At 48.9% G+C, this 20,985-nt stretch carries 17 protein-coding genes and 1 tRNA gene; 12 read left to right on the top strand and 6 right to left on the bottom strand.

Translation table 11 applies throughout. From position 1 onward, the window contains the following. The first annotated feature begins 4 nt into the window (after window positions 1-4). The gene (locus AC2YIT_RS03990) at window positions 5-826 is read left to right on the top strand and encodes an outer membrane beta-barrel protein (protein ID WP_487278292.1); all 822 of its coding nucleotides are present in this window, start codon (window positions 5-7) and stop codon (window positions 824-826) included. 80 nt (window positions 827-906) lie between these two features. Beyond that, the gene (locus tag AC2YIT_RS03985) at window positions 907-1,134 is read left to right on the top strand and encodes a hypothetical protein (protein WP_430842212.1); all 228 of its coding nucleotides are present in this window, start codon (window positions 907-909) and stop codon (window positions 1,132-1,134) included. Here AC2YIT_RS03985 and AC2YIT_RS03980 read toward each other — a convergent pair. Beyond that, window positions 1,131-1,526, bottom strand: coding sequence for a hypothetical protein (locus tag AC2YIT_RS03980; RefSeq protein ID WP_487278291.1), 396 nt, complete (start codon window positions 1,524-1,526; stop codon window positions 1,131-1,133). The genes AC2YIT_RS03985 and AC2YIT_RS03980 overlap by 4 nt on opposite strands. 140 nt (window positions 1,527-1,666) lie before the next feature. Here AC2YIT_RS03980 and AC2YIT_RS03975 point away from each other — a divergent pair, with 140 nt between their 5' ends. The 4 genes from AC2YIT_RS03975 to AC2YIT_RS03960 all read left to right on the top strand — a co-directional run bounded on the left by AC2YIT_RS03975 (window position 1,667) and on the right by AC2YIT_RS03960 (window position 5,187). Next, on the top strand, window positions 1,667-1,963 hold the full coding sequence (locus AC2YIT_RS03975) for a YciI family protein (RefSeq protein ID WP_487278290.1): 297 nt from the start codon (window positions 1,667-1,669) through the stop codon (window positions 1,961-1,963). Between the two features lie 267 nt (window positions 1,964-2,230). Then, window positions 2,231-2,629 carry a VOC family protein gene (locus tag AC2YIT_RS03970; protein WP_430842218.1) on the top strand — a complete coding sequence of 133 codons (399 nt, stop codon included), beginning with the start codon at window positions 2,231-2,233 and terminating at the stop codon, window positions 2,627-2,629. Window positions 2,630-3,233: 604 nt separating this feature from the next. Then, window positions 3,234-3,689: a hypothetical protein gene (locus AC2YIT_RS03965; RefSeq protein ID WP_487278289.1), complete on the top strand. Its 456-nt coding sequence runs from the start codon at window positions 3,234-3,236 to the stop codon at window positions 3,687-3,689. Window positions 3,690-4,140: 451 nt separating this feature from the next. Continuing rightward, the gene (locus tag AC2YIT_RS03960) at window positions 4,141-5,187 is read left to right on the top strand and encodes a hypothetical protein (protein ID WP_487278288.1); all 1,047 of its coding nucleotides are present in this window, start codon (window positions 4,141-4,143) and stop codon (window positions 5,185-5,187) included. 194 nt (window positions 5,188-5,381) lie between these two features. Here the strand turns inward: AC2YIT_RS03960 and AC2YIT_RS03955 are convergent. Next, window positions 5,382-5,455: transfer RNA gene (locus AC2YIT_RS03955), tRNA-Ile, on the bottom strand. A gap of 117 nt (window positions 5,456-5,572) precedes the next feature. On the opposite strand from AC2YIT_RS03955, the gene AC2YIT_RS03950 reads away from it, so the two are divergent. The 4 genes from AC2YIT_RS03950 to lpxA all read left to right on the top strand — a co-directional run bounded on the left by AC2YIT_RS03950 (window position 5,573) and on the right by lpxA (window position 10,175). Then, window positions 5,573-6,808, top strand: a complete 1,236-nt coding sequence (locus tag AC2YIT_RS03950; protein ID WP_487278488.1) for an HD domain-containing protein — start codon at window positions 5,573-5,575, stop codon at window positions 6,806-6,808. Between the two features lie 80 nt (window positions 6,809-6,888). Continuing rightward, entirely contained in the window at window positions 6,889-7,929 is a 1,041-nt protein-coding gene (lpxD, locus tag AC2YIT_RS03945; protein WP_487278287.1) for a UDP-3-O-(3-hydroxymyristoyl)glucosamine N-acyltransferase, read from the top strand. Window positions 7,930-7,974: 45 nt separating this feature from the next. Further along, window positions 7,975-9,366: a bifunctional UDP-3-O-[3-hydroxymyristoyl] N-acetylglucosamine deacetylase/3-hydroxyacyl-ACP dehydratase gene (locus AC2YIT_RS03940; RefSeq protein ID WP_430842238.1), complete on the top strand. Its 1,392-nt coding sequence runs from the start codon at window positions 7,975-7,977 to the stop codon at window positions 9,364-9,366. Then, window positions 9,363-10,175 (top strand): acyl-ACP--UDP-N-acetylglucosamine O-acyltransferase, encoded by an 813-nt coding sequence (gene lpxA, locus AC2YIT_RS03935; protein ID WP_430842240.1) that lies wholly within the window; start codon window positions 9,363-9,365, stop codon window positions 10,173-10,175. The genes AC2YIT_RS03940 and lpxA overlap by 4 nt, the downstream gene beginning before the upstream one ends. A gap of 119 nt (window positions 10,176-10,294) precedes the next feature. On the opposite strand, the gene AC2YIT_RS03930 is transcribed toward lpxA, so the two are convergent. Together AC2YIT_RS03930 and tsaD are read right to left on the bottom strand one after the other, a co-directional pair. Then, the gene (locus AC2YIT_RS03930; protein ID WP_487278286.1) at window positions 10,295-11,098 is read right to left on the bottom strand and encodes an MOSC domain-containing protein; all 804 of its coding nucleotides are present in this window, start codon (window positions 11,096-11,098) and stop codon (window positions 10,295-10,297) included. 144 nt (window positions 11,099-11,242) lie between these two features. Next, a complete protein-coding gene (gene tsaD / locus AC2YIT_RS03925; protein WP_430842244.1) occupies window positions 11,243-12,241 on the bottom strand; it encodes a tRNA (adenosine(37)-N6)-threonylcarbamoyltransferase complex transferase subunit TsaD in 999 nt (332 codons plus the stop codon). 69 nt (window positions 12,242-12,310) lie between these two features. On the opposite strand from tsaD, the gene AC2YIT_RS03920 reads away from it, so the two are divergent. Next, the gene (locus tag AC2YIT_RS03920) at window positions 12,311-16,948 is read left to right on the top strand and encodes a translocation/assembly module TamB domain-containing protein (RefSeq protein ID WP_487278285.1); all 4,638 of its coding nucleotides are present in this window, start codon (window positions 12,311-12,313) and stop codon (window positions 16,946-16,948) included. Here AC2YIT_RS03920 and AC2YIT_RS03915 read toward each other — a convergent pair. Both AC2YIT_RS03915 and AC2YIT_RS03910 read right to left on the bottom strand, forming a co-directional pair. Then, on the bottom strand, window positions 16,938-17,465 hold the full coding sequence (locus AC2YIT_RS03915) for an acyl-CoA thioesterase (protein WP_487278284.1): 528 nt from the start codon (window positions 17,463-17,465) through the stop codon (window positions 16,938-16,940). The two genes, AC2YIT_RS03920 and AC2YIT_RS03915, sit on opposite strands and share 11 nt — an antisense overlap. A gap of 27 nt (window positions 17,466-17,492) precedes the next feature. Then, window positions 17,493-17,888, bottom strand: coding sequence for a hypothetical protein (locus AC2YIT_RS03910; protein WP_430842249.1), 396 nt, complete (start codon window positions 17,886-17,888; stop codon window positions 17,493-17,495). 167 nt (window positions 17,889-18,055) lie between these two features. Between AC2YIT_RS03910 and AC2YIT_RS03905 the strand changes: the two genes are divergently transcribed. Continuing rightward, on the top strand, window positions 18,056-20,866 hold the full coding sequence (locus AC2YIT_RS03905; protein WP_487278283.1) for a M16 family metallopeptidase: 2,811 nt from the start codon (window positions 18,056-18,058) through the stop codon (window positions 20,864-20,866). The last annotated feature ends 119 nt before the right edge of the window (window positions 20,867-20,985 follow it).

The following is a 20,985-nucleotide window of genomic DNA, read 5'->3' as shown; positions in this document are numbered from 1 at the left end:
TCCGATGAAGAACTTCCTTTTCACATTCCTGGTCTGTCTGATCGGGATTGCGGCCGCACGTGCCCAGGACCTTATTATAACAACGTCGGGTGATTCGATTCGGTGCAAAATCACGCGTGAGCAGGGCAATTTTGTGTATTTCACCTACAATAAATTCGGAGTGCCGGCAAAAACACTCATGGCCACGAGCGACATCGCGGATAAGCGCACAAATTTTTATCATGAGCCTGTCGAAATCGTTTCAAAGCCGGTGTTCAATCGCTGGCAGTACCGTTTTCAGGGAGGCTATTCACGTCGTGTCGCAAGGGTCAGCGATCAGGTATCCCCGGGCGCGATGAGCTATTTGAAGAAAATGAGGTCGGGCTATACACTAGGCGGGGATATTCATTACTTCATTTCCGAGCCGTTCGGATTAGGGGCGAAGTACAGTTACAATCATTACCAGTTCAAAAGCGCCGGTTTTCAGGATAAGGTTAATCTCAACTATTTCGCCGTGTCGGCACTGAACAGGTTGGTCCTGCGGTCGGGAAGCGACGTATACATAGGCGCGAATATGGGTTACCAATCATATAAAGATCAGGTGAATAGCAACGGTGCGCCGGTAAGCATTACCGGCGGAACTGTGGGTGTGGGGCTGGAAATTGGGTATGGCATGAGAATGAGCGATGCCTCGAAACTATACCTGAACTTTTCGGTGCTGAGCGGGACCATTTCGAAGGTAAATGTAAATAGCGGAGGCCGGAAAGAAACGGTGCAATTGGAAAAAGGCGAGTATGAAAGTCTGGCCAGACTGGAGTTGACGCTCGGGTTGGTCTTTGGCCATTAACCGGCCGCAGGCATAAAATTTGCCGGTGAACAGGTAAAAGAAGGTAGAAATGCCTTCTTTTAACATTAAAAAATGGCATAATGAAAGAGAGAAAACTCCCCGAAGACCAATCGCTGGTTTTGTTTACCGATATGAATGGCGTTCCCCGTGAAGGAACTTACAAAAAGGCTTCGAAGGCATTTGTTGAGGCCATTGGAGACGAAGGGCCGGAGGATACCGGCAATATTTACCCGGAAGAAGACATTGTATCCTGGGAATACCTCGACAAAAACGACCGGCCCAATCCGGATATTATGATCATTCTTTAGAGAGCCAGTAACGCGCTATTGCTGGTAGAAGATGGTTTCGATGGCCGCGAAGATTTGCGGATGATCAGGACATTACGCGGATCGGCCGGGTCGATATCCACCGTGATCACCTTTCCTGCCACCAATTCGCGCCATTCGGGATAGGATGCATCGTAATCAAACTCCACGACCAGTGGCTTCTCCGCCAATATCTGCACTTTCAACCGGATGTTTTCTGTATTGAAGATGGAAGGTCTGATAGGCCGGGCGTCGAGGATCAGCGCCTCATATTCTCTCCCGGTTTTCAGCACACGTTTCAATTTCCTGTTTTCGCGTACCAGCATCCATTTGCTACTACCGACGAGCGTAACTGTTGCAAAAGCGAGTGAAGCGATCGTGTAAAGTGTGAGCATTCCCATTTCTTGAGATAGTGTAAAGACTCACGAAATTGCGGCAGCTAAGGCGCAATGGCAAGAAACAGTTAGTGAACGGAGGTTTTTGAGTAGTTTTAGGGAGGAAAGTTACTTCACCGAACCACCTTATCTATTCTGCTATGTATTTTTTCTTCCGACTCATTCCCCCACGCCCTACTTACCATCTTGATATGTCCGAAACTGAGCGGACGATCATGTTGCAGCACATCGACTACTGGACCATGCTCACCGACGCGGGCACTTCCCTTTTGTTCGGCCCGGTCCTCGACCCGAAAGGCGCCTTTGGAATGGCCATTATGGAGGTTGCTTCACAGGAGGAGGCCAATGAGCTTGCGCAGAAAGATCCTGTCATTGCTGCGGGAATATGTACCTATGAGCTGGCGCCAATGCGTATCGGTGCGGTGCGGAAGGCCTGATAGTTCAGGGATGTTGCGATATGCGTTTTGATCTACTATTTAGAGGGGTTTGGCATAGCCGGTAGCTGCGGGGAAGTAGTACATTGAAAAATCAGTTCATTGCAATAGGATATGCATGAGTGACCAGGTGGCTCAATATTAGCAGTTAATATATGGCTAATAGCGTCATTTTGGTACTAAAGTATGACGGATGTTTTGTTGGCCGCTGCTAGATTTGTCGCAGTTATACTTTAAATCACATATCAAAAAACAAGAGCAGAAGTCGATATGGAAAAGCAAATCACGACATTTCTTACATTCCAGGAAAACAATGCAGAAGAGGCTATGAATTTTTACGTGGGATTATTTGAAAATTCCAGGATTATCGATCTGCGCCGCCATGGAAGTGGCGGCCCCGCCAAAGAAGGGACAATTATGATGGCCAGCTTTGAGCTGAATGGAAAGCAATTTATTTGCAGCGACAGTTTTGTAAAGCACGCTTGGACTTTTTCTCCGGCAATTTCCTTGTATGTCGAATGCAGGACAGAAGACGAGCTTGAAAGACTATTTAATAACCTATCCCAAAATGGAAATGTATATATGCCATTAAATAACTACGGATTTAGCCGGAAATTCGGATGGGTTGGGGATAAATTCGGAGTTACGTGGCAATTGAACCTTCAATAATAAAAAGCACTTAGCGAGTTTTGGCTCGTTAAGTGCGAAAGTACTTTCTTCCACAGGGAAAATCATATTTCTCCCCTTGATATGTACACGCTTCACTGATCCTGTTTGACGACCGCCATCAGCATATACAAGATTGCCGTTTGGGGATAATGAGTGCCTAAAATTAGCGCCGCAAGTCGTTTTATCCCTCCTCCTTTTGCCTGAAGCGTAATGCGCCGATCCTGTGTATCGGAAAGAGTTACCATGACATTCAATGGTATTGAGCAAACCTTCAATTGGAATATACCGGGCGTTTACGCTCCGAGGTGATAGTATGGACAGCGGTCTAAGGAGGGCTTTCGCGAAGAGAGACATTTTAACAGCCCGCAAGCCACAATACAAATATTGGAGGGGGAAGCTATATATTCACAAATATAAAATACTCTGTCCTCGTAACCGTCGACGGCATCTAGATCAAAGAAATAACTGATCACAGGGTTGATGAAGGGATTATCGTTTGCCATTCGCTAAATCCTGACAAAGAAAGGTACCCGGATTTCGAACTGTCACTTGCTGATGTTCGGGAGATATATTATGTTAAGGCCAGAACCGAACCCCTCGACTAATGAAATTCATCCTCGCAATCGCACTTTCCCTTGCGACAGCATTTTGTTTTGCTCAGTCCGACAAAGAGATTAAAGACCAAGTTTCGAAAATTCCGCGAGGGACCAAGACAATCATTTTGACACTTGATAGTACTAAATCGCCAAAGGACTTACTTGCGGACCTTGTTGCGCACATTATAGATAAGGGCTATGAAGTGGACAACATGAATTCAGATCTCGGGATGATTCAAACCAAAGAGAAAAACATAAAGTTTGCATGGAGCGCGCGCTTTACCTTTCTCCTCAGCAATAACAAACTGCGGATAAAAGGCAAGGCCATTATTGAGCTTGCAAATAACTCGGCGTATGATATTGAAAACAAGGGGAGCCTCGGAGATATGTATGTCTATACTTTCCGAGAAATGGTCCGAGTCTCAAATGGCATTCCGAATCGAGGTGCCGAGTACTCAAAATAGCGGAATGATAAATATGAGCGACGCCATTCCGCGTAAACTGACCAATAATATCATGTAACCGCAGCCTCCATTATTTGTTCCAGAGTGCTGATTATATCTGTCTGATAATGATGGATTACGGAGAGTAGTGCTATTGAAAAATGGGGACAAAATTCGAAATGCAAACGCCGATTTTTTAAACATACTTATCGAATGGGACCTGCGAGACAACTTCGATTTTGAATTTCACTGAATATCACAGCGATTGACGGGCAAGTCATAATCCGAGGAGATTCTAGAAGTACGGACACTGTTTTAAGCCCTATTACGGAAAAGGCAAGGATTTCGCTGTTCCTGTCGTCGCATTTAGCTCATGTACAAGCTCGCGAAACAATGAAACCAATACTTGATAACGTGACGATTGCTTTCACGACGGAAAAGAACTAGCAACCCATTTACTGCTCCGCTGCCCATGGATGAAGACGAAAAGACCCCTCTTGATGAAATTCAGGATAGTATTGATGCTTCAAACTATGCATTAATGAAAAAGAGGCTTGAACGTCAGAAAGACCATCGTGATATCTACGAATATTGGCATAAGGAGGAAGGGAACAAATGGATCTACCATATTCTTTACGAATTCATTGATGAAGTCTTAAATGACTTAGAAGGGCCGCTCGGCCTTCGTCCGACTTTTTTCTATTACGTCAAAACGCCCCGTTTACGCGCAAGGTATAAAGGCTGGCCAGACTACTGTTTCATTCGAATGAGCACTGGCTTTTGTGAAAAAATCTTGAAGGTTTCTGACCTAACTGCTTATATGTATCGACTTCTGCCAGATTTACCACTCTGTGTAAACAATAAGACGGTACTTTCTCCAGATTCTTATGCCTTTTTGTTTGGAATGTCTTCAATCATTTTCCATGAGATTGGACATGCGACGCAATTTCCAAGTCAGGTTAGAGATTTTATAGACGATGAAGATGACGTTGATCAGCGTGAACTATCCGACGAAGAAAAAATTGAATCTCATGTGATGGAATGGGATGCCGACAACTTTTCATCTGCGCTCAATGTGAACTTTATCCTCTTTACCTACCAGTCATTTCCAGTAGAATGCCGGCAAATTTCGGTTTTAAATGATCTTGTAGCTTGTGCAATGGTCGGTATCTTTTTGGTTCATAATGAGTTGTCGGGTGGCGATTTTGAAGTCTACGAACTTACCGGCGCCCATCCATGCCCTGCATATAGGATTGTCAACTATTGCTCCCGCTTGACCACCAAAATTAACTCTTTGGGTTTTTGGATAGATGAGGCCTACGTTGTAAGTAGCATGCATCAAATTGTGCATGAACTGGTAGGAGAGAAATTTGAAAATTTTATGAACAATATGAAGTTAGCGATCGAAAATCAGGGTAACGATTATATGGACATAATCCAAATGAACTATAAAACAGCCCGATTCGAGTTGGCCTACCCAAAGGTGCTTCAATTTCTATTCGGCAGTAACACAAAGTAGTCGATCATCCCTTCACTCGTACGCAGGGGCGAACACAAAATCCATAGAATTTGGCATAAGGGGTTTAGTTAGGTCATTTACAAGGCCATGTGTTTCCAATATATTCCTCCTTGAAACAATAATTAAGTAAACATTCACCGTGAAAAGAAACAAAAAAGACTTAGCTTTCTGCGCTAAGTCCTTGACTTTCAACGTGGGCCCACCTGGGATCGAACCAGGCACCTACTGATTATGAGTCAGTTGCTCTAACCGAATGAGCTATAGGCCCTTTTTTAAACCTTCGTTTGGAGTGCAAAATTAGCGAATCGGTTCAATTCTCCAAATGAATACGACAAGATTAGCTTCTTTTGTCCGTTGGTTGTTTATTACTTTTGCCAAAAAATCGATTTTGAATAAGAGGAAAATCATTAACGATCCGGTCTACGGGTTTATCTCCATCGCATCGGATCTGCTCTATGATCTGGTAGATCATCCTTATTTTCAGCGGCTTAGGAGGATAAGGCAGCTCGGCCTGGCCGATATCGTTTATCCCGGCGCACTGCACACACGTTTTCATCACGCCCTCGGCGCTATGCACCTCATGAGCCAGGCATTACGGACTTTACAGGAAAAAGGTCATATGATCTGGGAGCCTGAATCGGAAGGGGCGCAGGCGGCGATCCTGCTGCATGACCTTGGGCACGGGCCGTTTTCCCATGTGCTGGAAAGTGTGGTGCTCCCTGGTGTCCCGCATGAGGCGATTACGCTGGTGATGATGAAGGATCTCAATCGTCAGTTGAATGGTCGGCTCGACATCGCGATCCAGATGTTCGAAGGGAAGTACCCGCGCAAATTTTACCACCAGATGATTTCCAGTCAGCTGGATATGGACCGGATGGATTACCTGAACCGGGATAGCTTCTACACAGGAGTCATCGAAGGGTCCATTGGTGCCGATCGCCTGATTAAGATGCTGGATATCAGTCATGATCAGCTGGTTGTCGAAGAGAAGGGGCTCTTGAGTATCGAAAACTTCCTGCATGCCCGCAGGCTCATGTACTGGCAGGTGTACCTGCACAAGACGCTCCTGAGCGCGCAGGCGATGCTCACGCAGATCATGCACCGCGCCCGTGAACTGGCGGCGGCAGGAGAGCAGCTATTCGCGACGCCCGATTTTGCACGCTTTCTTTATAACCGTTTTACCCTCGCTGATTTCGATAATGAGCCCGATTTGCTGGCGGCATTCAACGGATTGGACGATAACGACGTATGGGCATCTGTAAAAGGCTGGAAAACGCACCCAGATTCCGTTTTATCGACGCTGTGTCAAATGCTTCTGGATAGGAATCTGTTCAAAATCAGCTTTTTCAATGAGCCGCCGGGCGAGGAGGTACTTGGGCCGCTTCGTGCACGTCTGATAGCCCGGGGAATTTCCGAAACGGATATGAAATATTTCCTGATCAGCGGTGAAACCACCAATTGGGCCTATGCAAAAGAGCAGGACCCGATTCGCGTTAAAATGAAAAAGGGGAATTTGCTGGATATCGCCGATGCATCCGACATTCCGACCATCGAAGCCCTCACTAAGATTGTACGCAAGTACTATGTATGTTGGGGTAAAAATGTATCTTTGCGTGGTTAATCAGGACCCTAAAAAGAAGGTGGAATTAATAATTTTTACAACGTACTCGAATACCATTACCCGAAATTAGCCGATAAAATATGAAATTTACTGTCAGCGAGATTGCTCAGATGCTGAATGGAACTGTTGTTGGAAATGATCAGATTACAATTAGTTCGGCTGCAAAAATTGAAGAGGGCCTGCCGGGTTGTATTTCTTTTCTGGCCAATAGCAAATATGAGCATTATATCTACTCCACACAGTCTTCGGCAGTAATTGTCAATAAAGATTTTACTCCCAAAAAAGATGTTGCAGCGACGTTGATCTACGTCGAAAATGCCTATACCGCCTTCACAATCCTGCTGGAAGAATATCAGAAACGCCTCGCCGGCGTCAAGTCCGGGGTAGAGCAGCCTAGTTTCATTGGAGAGAACAGCCAGACAGGGGATAACTGCTACCGCGGGGCATTTTCCTATATCGGGAAAAATTGCGTGATTGGAAAAGAGGTGAAGATTTACCCGCAGGCCTGGTTGGGTGACGGAGTCGAGGTAGGCGATTATTCGGTGATCCATCCTGGCGTGAAAATTTATGACAACACGGTGATCGGCAAGAATGTGACGATTTTTGCTAATACGGTGATCGGTAGCGACGGCTTCGGTTTCGCGCCGCAGGCTGATGGCAGCTATAAGACAATCCCGCAGCTCGGAAATGTGGTGATAGAGGATAATGTAAGCATCGGCGCGAATGCGACAATCGACTGTGCGACGATGGGCTCGACCATTATCCGCCAGGGAGCGAAAATAGATAACCTGGTTCAGATTGCACATAATGTAGAGATTGGAAAAAATACCGTAATTGCGGCCCAGTCGGGTGTGTCCGGTTCTACCACTGTGGGTGATCAATGTGTGATTGCCGGTCAGGTTGGTTTGGTTGGACATATTACGGTAGCAAACAATACTAAGATCGGGGCTCAGAGCGGGCTTGGCAAATCCATTAAAAAGGAAGGCCTGTCGCTATCGGGCTCCCCCGCCAGGGAGCTGAACGAACATTTGCGGTCCATGGCGTTGGTGCGGAGGCTGCCTGAGCTGGAGGAACGACTGAAAGACCTGGAACGGAAGCAGGAAACGTCTGATTTTCAGTAGTCACAGCACCCGTACGCACCTTATTTAGAAAAGGAAATAGATATAATGAACGAAAAACAACAAACCATTTCTAAGTCTGTATCCGTAACTGGAGTGGGTTTACATACCGGTGTTGTCGCTACGATGACATTCGTGCCGGCACCAGCCAACCACGGGTACAAGTTTCAACGTGTTGACTTACCCGACCAGCCCATTGTTGATGCAGATGTCGATAATGTAGTGGATCTTTCCCGTGGCACTACCATCGAACAGAACGGCGCGAGAATCCACACGGTTGAACACACACTTGCCGCGCTGGTAGGTTTGCAGATCGATAACGTGCTGATCCAACTCGATGGCCCTGAGCCGCCGATCATGGACGGCAGCTCCATCAAATTCGTGGATGCATTGCTGGACGCGGGTATCGAAGAGCAAAATGCCTACCGCAATTATTTCGAAGTTCCGGAATACGTTCATTATAAGAACAAGGATAAGGATACCGAACTGGTGGCACTGCCGCTTTCGGACTATCGCCTTACGGTGATGGTGGATTATAATTCCACAGTCATCAGCAGCCAGCACGCTTCACTGAATGATATCACACTGTTTAAAGACGATATCGCATCGTGCCGTACATTCGTGTTCCTGCACGAGCTGGAAGCATTGTACAAGCAGAACCTGATCAAAGGCGGGGACCTGACGAATGCGATCGTGATCGTGGACCGTGAGGTGAAAGATGGTGAACTGGACCACCTGTCGCAACTTTTGAATAAGCCGAAAGTGAGTGTCGACAAGTCCAAGGGGATCCTCAACAATGTGGATCTGCATTATTCCAATGAAATGGCGCGCCACAAGTTGCTCGATCTCATTGGTGACTTGGCGCTGGTAGGCCGGCCGATCAAGGCGCAGATCCTCGCTGCACGTCCTGGCCACGCGGCGAATGTGGCTTTGGCTAAAAAGATCAAAAAACTGATCAAATCCGGAAAAGGCGACATCCCGCAATACGATCCGAACAAGGCTCCCATATTCGATATCAACCAGATAGGCCAGTTGCTGGCGCACCGCTATCCGTTTCAGATGATCGATAAGATCATCGCTCTCGACGAAAACAGCGTCGTAGGGGTGAAAAACGTGACAATCAACGAACAGTTTTTTCTGGGGCACTTTCCGGGTAATCCGGTAATGCCCGGTGTCTTGCAGTTGGAAGCCATGGCGCAAACAGGAGGAATCCTCGTGCTTTCCAGCGTTCCTGATCCGGACAACTACTGGCCATACCTCATCGGAATCGACGCATGCCGCTTCCGCCGCAATGTTTTCCCGGGGGATACAGTTATTTTTAAATGCGAATTCACTTCCCCGATGAAGCGGGGAATAGTCAAAATGAGTGGCCGGGGATACGTAGCCGGACAGCTGGTGTGTGAAGCGGATATGATAGCAAGCCTGGTAAAGAAAAAATGACTCAATCATTAGCATATATCCATCCTGACGCTAAGATTGCTCAGAATGTAGAGATTGAACCTTTTGCAATGATTCACGCCGATGTTGAGATCGGGGAAGGATCTTGGATAGGATCACACGCTGTAATCAACTCCGGTGCGCGTATTGGTAAAAACTGTAAGATATATCCTGGTGCCGTTGTTTCGGCAACGCCGCAGGATTTGAAATACAACAATGAATACACTCTGACGGTGATTGGCGATAATACGACGATTCGCGAGTATGCGACGATCAGTCGTGGTACCGAGGAGCACTGGAAAACGGTGGTAGGTTCCGACTGCCTGATCATGGCTTATGCGCACGTAGCGCACGACTGCCGGGTTGGTAACAATGTCATCATCGGTAATAATGTGCAAATGGCCGGGCACGTCCATGTGGGAGACTGGGCTATTGTGAGTGCATTGAGTGCTGTGCATCAATTTGTTAAAATCGGTATCCACGCATTTGTATCGGGTGCTTCGCTGGTGCGTAAAGACGTGCCTCCGTTTACCAAAGCCGCACGCGAGCCTATTTCCTACGTGGGTATCAACTCCGTCGGCTTACGCAGAAGAGGATTTACCAACGAGCAGATCATCGATATTCAGAATATTTATCGCTTCGTGTACATGAAGGGCCTCAACAACGCGGAAGCGCTTCAAAAGATCGAACTGGAAATGGCGCCTTCGGACGAACGCGACGAAATCATCAATTTTATCCGCAATTCGGAAAGGGGTATTATGAAAAGCCCGTTCCAGACAACCGGAGCAAGCGAAACGGAAGCTCAGTCTTGATGGAGGTTTCCTGGGGCAATAGGCTTTAAGTATAAGCAATGGGCTGTAAGCCGGGCATGGCTGGTGGTTTTGACTCAATTAATTTATAATGCAAAAGAGCTCCATTTGGAGCTTTTTTGCTATTCAATGACCGTGAGCCGGTCGCCTATCTTCAGTTCTCCAAAATCCTGCACCGTCACATTCTGTCCAAACAATATCTTGTTGCCATTGCGCCGGTAAGTTGCGAGGGTTTTGAGCGGTTCTGCGCCTTTTTCTGCCGTTTCCGGATTAATGGTCGTGAGTACGCAGCGCGCGCAAGGCTTAACCACTTCGAAACGCAGGCCGCCGATGGTAATGTGCTTCCATTGGTCTTCGGCAAATGGCTCGGTGCCGCTGATCACGAAATTAGGGCGGAAACGCCGCATTTCGATCGGCTCCGCGAGGCGGCTGTTCAAATCATCGAGGGAAGCTTGTGAAATGACCAGGTAGGGAAAGCCGTCGGCAAAGCTTACATTCTCGTTGTGCCGTGCATAGCGTGGATCCGCCTTTCTTTCGGTCGAATCAGGCATTGTTACCAGCCGGAGTTTCATGCCAAGTTGCCGGCTGAGCCAGGCGTCGGCTTCGTCAGAAACAGTGAGTGCTTCCGCAGTATCGTCCCATACTTGCACGGTGACGGGAAATGCCGTTGCCGGTTCGTAGGGCACGAGTACAGAATCCGCCGGATCCGTCCGAAGGTATATTTTCAATCCCTTATCTTCCAATGCGACGTCTATTAACGCCATTTTTGAATGGGCGCGCTGTGTAATGAACACATTTCCTTCATCAATGATCATCCAGCGGCGATCGTACTGCAGCCCTCTTTCTTCGGTTAATGCTTTGGTGAGCCTGATCCCGCCGAGGGATTTGACGGGATAGACCCAGATTTCTGACAATGTCATGGCCATGAGTATTCGATGGTCGGCTTACGATTACGTTGATTTGCTGAATCTGTAACAAAAAGATTTCCGTCTTTGTCCACCAACAGGATTGCGGGAAAAAGAATGCCCGGGCAAAAGTGTCTCATACAATCGTTTTCGTCACCGGTGTTTCTAAAACTCCATCCTCGCAAGCGGGCTAACCGTCTGATCACTGAAATCGCCTGCTTCAAATTTGTAATGCGCCGCGATCGCGATCATGGCTGCATTATCGGTACAATATTCGAAAGCAGGAATATACACATTCCAGCCTAACTGGTCGCCGAGTTCCCGCAGCGATTTGCGCAAACCTGAGTTAGCGGACACGCCGCCGGCAATCGCAATCTCCTTAATCCCCGTTTCGCGGGATGCTTTTTTTAATTTTTTGAGGAGAATATCAATCAATGTAAACTGAATGCTCGCGCAAATGTCGGCGATATTTTCCTGGATGAAATCAGGGTTCTGGCGGACCTGTTTTTGGAGGAAATACAGAAACGAAGTTTTGATTCCGCTGAATGAAAAATCCAGCCCGGGCATTTCCGGAAGCGGGAATGGAAAGGCTTGCGGATTTCCCTGCGCGGCATATTTGTCGATCAGCGGACCGCCCGGATAGGGCAGGTCGAGCAGCTTGGCCGTTTTATCAAAAGCCTCTCCCACGGCGTCATCACGCGTTTCACCAATGATTTCCATGTCGAGCGGGCCGGTAACTTTCACGATCTGCGTATGCCCGCCGCTCACAGTAAGGCACAGGAACGGGAATGCGGGTTTGGGCTCGTCGATGAAGTGCGCCAGCACGTGCGCCTGCATGTGATTGATCTCGATCAACGGAATATCCAATCCGAGCGCCATCGACTTGGCGAACGAAGTCCCTACCAGCAAAGCCCCCAGTAAACCCGGCCCCTTGGTAAAAGCAATGGCATCCAGGTCTTTTTTTGCTATTTTTGCATCATTCAATGCTTTGTCCACTACCGGTAGAATGTGTTGCTGATGCGCTCTCGAAGCCAGCTCCGGGACGACGCCGCCGTACTGGGTATGGATGAGTTGTGTAGCAACAACATTGGAGCGGATATTCCCGTTTGTTATAACAGCTGCGGAGGTTTCGTCACAAGACGATTCAATGGCGAGGATATTCATACTGTGGAAAATATTCGCAAAATTAAGCATTAACAATAAGATAAGCAGTATGCCGCTGCGAAGCTATATATGTTAAAATTCCTGAAGGCGCTTGGTAATGGTCTGATCGTGGTTATCATCTTCGTGCTGCTGGCGCTTGGGATTGCTACTACCGCATTACAGCTTCCTTCCGTGCAAACCTGGGCGGTGCGGCACATAACGGCCGAGGTCTCCGGCAAGCTCGGGTATCCCATTTCCATTGAAAGGGTCAATATCAAATGGTTCGACGTGGTTTCGCTCGAGGGAGTTTCCGTGAAGGATTCTTCGGGCGCAGACATGATCGATGTCGGCCGGCTGGATGTCAATCTGAATGTCAACAACATTATCCGCGACTCGTCGAAGGAGATATTTCTCGACGAAGTCAATGTATACCGCCCTAACGTACACCTGGTAATCGTGCCGAAATCGGGCGATCTCAATATCGACGGGTTCATTGCACGCATTAATGAGCTCACCGCCCCGGCGGTGCCCCGGCCACCGAACGCGCCTGAGAACAACACGCCTTTTATCATCGGCAAAGCCAAGGTGATCGACGGTACGTTTGGTTATGACGACCCCCGCCAGCCCCGCGATCGGGGTTCACGGGTATTTGACTACTCGCATTTCAGCCTCAAACACCTTTACGGAGAACTCAGCGATTTCCTTGTTCAGGGAGATACCATTGCTTTTCGTGCCAAAAACCTGAAAACCGTCGATAAGCAGACCGGCCTGGAAATGCACGACCTTGATACGAAATTCCTTTTCTGCCAGAAGAAAATGGAGTTGAAGGAGCTCGACGCACACATCGGCAATTCGCATTTGAAAGACGAGGTGATATTCTATTATAACCGCTCGGGTGAGTTGGGCGATTTCAATCACAAGATCCACATGAAAGGGCACCTGGTAGGCAGCCGGGTGGATTCGCGGGATCTCGGGCTATTTTCGAGCTATATCGATGGCTTGAACGAAACCTGGCTGATATCGGGCGATTTCAATGGAAAGGTCGATGATTTTGTGCTCTCCAACACCGACCTGCATTTTGGCAAAAACAGCAGGCTCATCGGTGATATCGGTTTCAAAGGACTTCCTACAATTGAAGGCGTGCTGATGGACATCCGGCTGTCGGTCTCCAAAATCGACCCCGTCGACCTGGTTCAATATTACCCGGATTGGGACATGCACCCCGAGCTGCAAAAATTTGGTTACACGCTGCTGGATGGAACATTCAAAGGAACACTGGAAGACTTTGCGGTGAATGCTTCGGCTTCGTCGGAGCTGGGCGAGTTGTCCGGCGACCTGGTGTTCCATATTGCAGATGCCAGAACGACCACCTATTCGGGTGAAGTGAAAACAGCGGCTTTCAATCTGGGTACTTTGCTGGAAGACGAAGATAACTGGCAGGAGCTGGATTTTGAAGGAAAGGTTTACGGGAAGGGACTTGAGCTATCGGTGGCTTCCGCTGATATGAACGCGCTGGTGCACCGGGTGGGTTTCCGGAATTATGATTATAAGAACATCCGGCTGAGGGGCAATCTGCAAAATCAGTATTTCAATGGATTGGTAAGTGCCCGAGACAGTAACTTGATCGTAAACCTCGATGGGGAATTCGACCTTTCGAAACAACAGAACTTGTTCGACGTAAGAGGCCTCATTGAAAGGGCCAATTTGAAGGAACTGGGTCTCAGCGAAGATCCGATTACCCTCCGCACGCAATTGAATGTGAATGTGACGGGTAATACAGTAGATGAGCTCGTAGGTAATGCCAAATTGCTGAATACCTACCTCGTGATGACCAATAAGGAGCGTAACCTCGTCGTGGATACGCTCGTGTTGTCTTCCAGGAATCACCTCGGCAAGCGCCGCTTGCAGCTTGACAGCGAGTTTCTGACAGCGAAGGTGGAAGGAAATTTCCTACCCACTCAGGCCTGGAAGGATGTGAGCCAGGTTTTGGAAGAGTATAAATTGTATTTCTTTGAAAACGAGGCCAGCCGGAACGAATACTACGCCCGGAAGCCGTTGAAGATGCTGTCGCGGAGGTACGATATCGACTACTCGGTCCAGACGCACAACCTCTCGAAATTCCTGGCCTTCCTGAGTCCGGACATTTACATTTCACGTGGGGCAAAAGCGGAAGGTATCTTTAAGATGGATAATACGGCGGTGCTGACATTCAATGCAGTGTCGGATACGGTGAGTTATGGTAAAAACCATTTCATGAATGCAGAAGTGGATGTTACTACCTCAAAATTTGTCAACAGTGCTGAGGTGCTCGCGTCCATTCTCGTGATTTCCGGCAAGCAGCAGATCAGCAAAATGGTGCCTACTGAGAAAATGGAGCTCGAAGGCACCTGGGATGTGGACCACATCGACTTCAATGGTGCAGTTCATCAGGTCAAAAGTACCAACCGGGCCAATCTGGCGGGGGAAATACGGTTCCTGCCGGCGGGTTTGGATATTGGTTTCAAAAATTCAAAACTCAATCTGCTGGATGAAGAATGGAACGTGCCTTCGGAAAGCCTGATCTCGATTGTGGGCGACGATATTACGATGTCGAACCTTGGCCTGGTGAGTGGTAAGCAGCGCATTTTCCTTAGCGGAACTGCGTCCGAAGATCCGGAAAAGAGCCTTTTGCTGGATATTAAAAACTTCAAACTGGCCAGTTTGAACCCCGTGTTCAATACCAAATTATCGGGGATCATGGATGGCTCGGCGAAGGTGAAAGACATTTATAACAGCGTCATTCTGGATGCTAATTTTGCGATCGAAGGCCTTGGGTACGGTCAGTACGAGTTCGGGAACCTGCTTGGCACCGGCGATTGGGACCAAACCACGAGCGAGTTGCAGATCGACGCCCAACTGAGCAAAAACGCGCGGCGGGTTTTCAGCCTGGTGGGATCATACCGTCCGAAACTCGAAGCAAATACGCTGAACTTGAAAGCCATTTTCAATCAGGCCGATTTCAAAGCGCTTGAACCTTTCGCCGAGGGGCTCGTATCCGACATCAGTGGAACGGCGCAGGGAGTGGTATCGATCAGGGGCGTGGTGGATGCCCCCATTTTGGAAGGCTCGCTTACCGTGGACAAGGGCCGGATGAAGTTCGATTACCTGCAATCGGTCTTTACATTCAGCGATAAAATCAATTTTTCAGAAAGTGAGATCACGGGCAACAATATTCTCGTCACCGATTCCGACGGCAATACGGCGACATTGCGCGGCGGGGTCTTTCATGACGGTTTCAAATACTTCTCCCTCGGCTTCAATGCGGATCTTCGCAATTTCAAAATTTTGAATACCACAGCGAAGGACAACGACATGTTCTACGGAACGGCCTACGTAACCGGCCCGGTGGCAGTGTACGGCCCGATCGACAAGCTGAATATCGAAGCCAATGTGACCAGTAACAAGGGTACGCGCATTCACATACCGCTGGATGGGGCTACCGAGGTGGCGACGCAGGATTATATTCAGTTTGTGAGTAAAATGGTGCCCTCCGACAGTACGGCAGGCGCGCCCGCAGCCGACTCCATCGCCAGGAGCCAGATTGCCGGCGGGATCAAAATGGATTTCAATTTCAACCTTACCCCCGACGCGACCTGTGAGATTATCTTCGACCGGCAAACCGGCGACGTGCTGCGCGGAAACGGAAGCGGGCGTCTCAACCTGAATATTGATACCCAGGGCGATTTCACGATGGCGGGGACGTACGAGATCGAAAAGGGCGAGTATAATTTTACGTTGCAGAATGTTATCAACAAGAAATTCAATATCAAACCGGGCAGCAGGATCGTCTGGGCGGGCGATCCCTACGGCGCGCAGCTCGATGTAAAAGCAGGCTATACCCAAATGGTTTCGCTGGCAGGCGTGTTGCCTAACACCGGGAATCTGGGTAACAACAGCGGGGATGCATTGTCGAGAAGGTATCCCGTAGAAGTGACGATCGGGCTGTCCGAGCGGTTGATGTCGCCCACGATCCGGTATGACCTCAAAATCCTGGATAATCCCTCTTTAAGCGCTTACCGTGGTCAGCTGGAAGCATTTCAAAACAAGCTGAAATCCGACGAACAGGAGCTGAGCCGGCAGGTAAGTAGCTTGCTGGTAGTGAACCAGCTTTTGCCTGAAAGCAGCCTGGCCACAGTAGGCAGTCAGAACTTCCTCGGAAGCAGTATCAGTGAACTCGTATCGAACCAGATCAGCCGCTGGGCCTCGGGCATTAACGAAAATCTGGAAGTAGGTGTTTCGGGCCTTTCACTGGATCAGAATGCATTGAATAATTTGCAGTTACGCTTCTCATACCGGTTCCTGAACGACCGCTTTCGTGTCACGCGCGATGGCCGCTTTACCTCCGGGACGCAATCGCAGACGGGCGCCTCGCAATACGATGCGGCGAGTCTGCTTGGCGAATGGACATTAGAATACTGGCTGAATGCTAAAGGTACGGTGCGGGTGAAAGCCTATAACCGTAACATACAGAACAACCTGGTGTTCAACAGCGGCACCTTTACAACCGGCGGTGTGAGTATGCAGTTTACCCATAGCTTCAACCGCTTTACCCGTTCGCCGAAGCCTGGCGTGCAGATACCTTTTCTGCCTGCGGACTCTGTTCGCCAGAATGCCCCGCAGGATGCCCCGCAGGATGCCAAGCAGGATACAACAAGAAAACTGATTTCAGAAAAAGACACTACACGCTAGCACCAGCCGCCAGTTCCTGCTTGATCGCATGAATGCGGTCGTTGAAATGCAGACCGGGAAAATCGAGGCCGGGTACGCAGGTGGCGCCCAGGTAATCCATTACCTCCTTCGGATGCGGTACGCGTTGCCCGGAGGCAATGCTGATATGCTTGGAAGTGGTCCAAAGCACTGTTTTGAGCTCGTTACGGAGGTCGTTTGTCATGAAATACTCCGTTACCATCGTATCTTCATTATAGTAGATCACGCGCGAGGTAATGCGCACCCACTCGCTGATACGCGCAGGCCTTACGTACGCGATCTGGTGCTGGTACACGACCCAGCTCGTGCGTAGCTCACGGAACATTGCCTCGAAACTGAAACCATACAGTTTGGAAACCTGATCTTCCCGTGCATTGAAGAAGTAATCGAAGTATTTGGAATTGTTCAGATGCATCAGCGGGTCGCAATCCTGAAAACGGATGATCACCCTCGATTCCGCTTCGACGGGCATGTCGGATAGTTTGGCGGTAAACAGCATGGTTTTTAATTTTTCTTGTTAGAAGTGTCATTCTCCGCGGTACCGCACGGCCAGCCCGCTCAGTATATAGCCTTCCTTGTTCACGCTCGTGTAGTATTTGTATTTGACGTTGATAATCGCATCGGCGCCGATTTTCTGGGCCTTCATTACCAGTCGCGCGGTCAGGAGCTCTTTCGTCTTCGCATCGTTTCCGCGGAACATCATTCTTTTGTCCTTGGTTTGGTCGGCCGTGAGGGAATCCTCGCTGCTGATTTCCACCACCGCCAGTTCGGAATAGGGGCGTTCCAGCGGCTGGTTATCGTACAGGACCTCGATCGGATACTTGGTATTGGATGAAATAGGTATTCCATTTCCTGCGCAGGCCGAAAGCATTATTGCCGCAAAGAAGGAACACAGGTACGGGGCACTTTTACTCGTATTCATTATTTTGAAATGAGGGACATGTTTGAAAATTCATATGCAACCCATACACGCCTCATACGACATTATGTTGCAACGTATATATTTTGCCATTTGTCACCAATCCATTGGTAAATGTGATATTCTGCACTATTTTCAAGGATTATAAATCTAAACTAATGGTTTTTAATATGGTCATGAAATCTAAAAGAACAAATTTGTTCAGGCACGGCTCGCTGGTCGGAATGATGCTCGCCGTAATGCTGGCAATGCCTTCCGAGGCACAGCAGCTGCCCAAAGGCGTTACAAAAGTGACGTCGGTCGAAGGGATTACAGAATACAATCTCGAGAACGGCCTGAAAGTACTGATGTTCCCCGATCCGTCAAAGCCGACCATCACGGTGAATGTTACCTACCTGGTAGGCTCGCGCCATGAGGGTTATGGAGAAACAGGGATGGCGCACTTGCTCGAACACCTGGTGTTCAAGGGCTCTCCGAGGCATATTAACATTCCACAGGAGCTCACCGAGCATGGTGCACGACCGAATGGCACCACGTGGTACGACCGTACCAATTATTTTGAAACCTTCGCGGCTTCCGACGAGAACCTCAAATGGGCGCTCGACCTCGAATCCGACCGGATGGTAAACTCATTTATCGCTAAAAAGGACCTTGATAGTGAATTCAGCGTAGTGCGCAATGAGTTCGAATCGGGCGAAAACAGTCCGTTCCGCGTGCTAATGCAGCGGGTTATTTCGGGCGGCTACCTGTGGCACAATTATGGCAAATCGACGATCGGTAATCGCTCCGACATCGAGCGTGTACCCATTGAAAATCTGCAAGCGTTCTACAAAAGATATTACCAGCCCGATAATGCAGTGCTGACCGTCGCCGGAAAGATCGACGAGCCTAAAACACTGGCGTTGATCAACGATTATTTTGGCAAAATACCCAAACCGACTCGCGTTCTCCCGCAGTCCTACACCGTCGAGCCTACCCAGGACGGCGAGCGCTTTGTAGAGCTGAAGAGAACCGGCGATGTGCAAATGCTGATGGCGATGTACCATATCATGCCCGGCTCGCACGCCGACTACCCGGCAATGGAGGTACTCACCGAAGTACTTACCACCGAGCCGAACGGCAGATTGTATAAAAACCTCGTGGACACGAAGAAAGCTTCGTCGCAATTTGGATACACATTCCAGCTATACGATCCCGGTTTCGTGTTGTTCGGGGCTGAGATCCTGAAAGAGAAATCTCTTGACGAAGCGAAAAAGGCATTTATTGCTACGCTGGATTCTACCGCCACTTTCAAACCGTCGAAAGAAGATGTAGAACGGGCCAAAACAACGATTCTCAAAAACTGGGACCTCGAATTCCGGAACTCGGAAAGGGTAGGGTTGAGTATCAGCGAGTCCATCGCCACCGGCGACTGGCGGCTGGCATTCCTTTTCCGTGACAATATCCGCAAAGTAACACCTGAGGACGTAGCCCGGGTTGCACAATATTATTTCAAACCATCCAACCGCACACTGGGAACGTTCATGCCGGAAGCTAATCCGGTGCGGGCCGAAATTCCCGAAGCGCCGAAAGTAGCCGACCTCGTAAAAGATTACAAAGGCGAGGCCGTGGTAGCGGAAGGTGAGGCATTCGATCCTTCGCCAGCGAATGTAGAAAGCCGTACAACGCGGGTAGAGAAGCCAAACACCATTGAAACTGCATTGCTTCCTAAAAAGACCCGCGGGAATGTAGTAGCGGCGCGCATTTTCCTCCGCTTCGGTGACGAGAAGAGCCTGCAAAACAAGGCCACAATCTCCGACCTGACCGGCTCGATGCTTGACAAGGGCACCAAAACCAAAACGCGCCAGCAAGTGAAAGATGAATTTGACCGCCTGAAAGCACGTGTCAGCTTCTTCGGTAATACAAACCAGGCGGGGGCGAGTATCGAAACCACCAAAGAGAACCTGCCTGCCGTGATGAAACTGGTAGCAGAAGTATTGAAAACCCCTGCATTCGACGAAAACGAGTTTGAAAAACTGAAACAGGAGGAGCTCGCGGGCATCGAATCGCAACGCAGTGAACCACAGGCCATCGCGTTTAATCAATACCGCCGCATTACCTCGCCCTATCCGAAAAGCGATGTGCGCTACGTCGGTACATTCGATGAGGACGTCGAGAGTATTAAGGCCACGACCATCGATCAGATCCGGCAGTTTCACAAGGAGTTTTATGGAGCTAATAATGCTTCGGCGACCGTGGTGGGCGATTTCGATAAGGATGTGATCCAGAAAATCCTGAACGACGAATTCGGAAACTGGAAAAGCGCCAAGCCATTCACCCGCATAAGCTCGCCTTATCAGCCTGTAAAAGCCGAAAACAAGGCGATCGAAACGCCGGACAAGGCCAATGCGATGTTTGTCGCCGGATTGAATATGCCCTTGCAGGACACCGATCCTGATTACCCGGCATTGATTATGGGTAATTATATGCTCGGCGGAGGCTTCCTGAACTCGCGCCTCGCTACCCGCATTCGTCAGAAGGAGGGGTTGAGCTACGGCGTGGGCTCGCAATTCTCGGCCAGCCCGCTGGATAAGAACGGGACATTCATGTCGTATGCCATTTATGCTCCTCAAAATGCGGAGAAACTGGAAGCGGCGTTCAAAGAGGAAATCGAAAAGGTCATGAAGGAAGGGTTTACAGCGGATGAGTTGAAGGCTGCCAAATCGGGATATCTGCAGTCGCGGCAGGTGGCGCGCTCGCAGGATGCGTCCCTCACCACCACGCTTAGCAGCAACCTTTATCTAAACCGTACCATGCAATGGGATGCCGATTTTGAGAAGAAAATAGACGCATTGACACCGGAACAGATCAAAGCTGCATTTAACAAGCATATTGACTACAACAAGCTCGTGATCATCAAAGCCGGTGATTTTGAGAAGGCCAAAAAAGGCGTTCAAACGGGGGGAGCCCCTGCGCAACTTGGTGGAAGCGATAAAAAATAAGATTAAAATAAAATTAAGATTCAGAGAGCCGGTCGTGAAAAGCACGCCGGTTTTCTGCTTTTAAACGTAGTACATCTTTATCTTTGCCGAGTAATATTTACACGGAACCTCACGCTGTC

This window comes from Dyadobacter sp. SRI_021 (assembly GCF_057586235.1).
The sequence above is the reverse complement of the archived record's forward strand: the minus strand, read 5'-3'. Positions and strand labels throughout refer to the sequence as shown.

Coding starts and splice junctions, on each gene's coding strand:
- AC2YIT_RS03990 (WP_487278292.1), top strand. CDS start 5: ATGAAGAACTTCCTTTTCACATTCCTGGTCTGTCTGATCGGGATTGCG.
- AC2YIT_RS03905 (WP_487278283.1), top strand. CDS start 18,056: ATGGTCATGAAATCTAAAAGAACAAATTTGTTCAGGCACGGCTCGCTG.
- AC2YIT_RS03985 (WP_430842212.1), top strand. CDS start 907: ATGAAAGAGAGAAAACTCCCCGAAGACCAATCGCTGGTTTTGTTTACC.
- AC2YIT_RS03970 (WP_430842218.1), top strand. CDS start 2,231: ATGGAAAAGCAAATCACGACATTTCTTACATTCCAGGAAAACAATGCA.
- lpxA (WP_430842240.1), top strand. CDS start 9,363: ATGACTCAATCATTAGCATATATCCATCCTGACGCTAAGATTGCTCAG.
- AC2YIT_RS03920 (WP_487278285.1), top strand. CDS start 12,311: ATGTTAAAATTCCTGAAGGCGCTTGGTAATGGTCTGATCGTGGTTATC.
- AC2YIT_RS03965 (WP_487278289.1), top strand. CDS start 3,234: ATGAAATTCATCCTCGCAATCGCACTTTCCCTTGCGACAGCATTTTGT.
- AC2YIT_RS03960 (WP_487278288.1), top strand. CDS start 4,141: ATGGATGAAGACGAAAAGACCCCTCTTGATGAAATTCAGGATAGTATT.
- AC2YIT_RS03980 (WP_487278291.1), bottom strand. CDS start 1,526: ATGCTCACACTTTACACGATCGCTTCACTCGCTTTTGCAACAGTTACG.
- AC2YIT_RS03975 (WP_487278290.1), top strand. CDS start 1,667: ATGTATTTTTTCTTCCGACTCATTCCCCCACGCCCTACTTACCATCTT.
- tsaD (WP_430842244.1), bottom strand. CDS start 12,241: ATGAATATCCTCGCCATTGAATCGTCTTGTGACGAAACCTCCGCAGCT.
- AC2YIT_RS03915 (WP_487278284.1), bottom strand. CDS start 17,465: ATGCTGTTTACCGCCAAACTATCCGACATGCCCGTCGAAGCGGAATCG.
- lpxD (WP_487278287.1), top strand. CDS start 6,889: ATGAAATTTACTGTCAGCGAGATTGCTCAGATGCTGAATGGAACTGTT.
- AC2YIT_RS03910 (WP_430842249.1), bottom strand. CDS start 17,888: ATGAATACGAGTAAAAGTGCCCCGTACCTGTGTTCCTTCTTTGCGGCA.
- AC2YIT_RS03940 (WP_430842238.1), top strand. CDS start 7,975: ATGAACGAAAAACAACAAACCATTTCTAAGTCTGTATCCGTAACTGGA.
- AC2YIT_RS03930 (WP_487278286.1), bottom strand. CDS start 11,098: ATGGCCATGACATTGTCAGAAATCTGGGTCTATCCCGTCAAATCCCTC.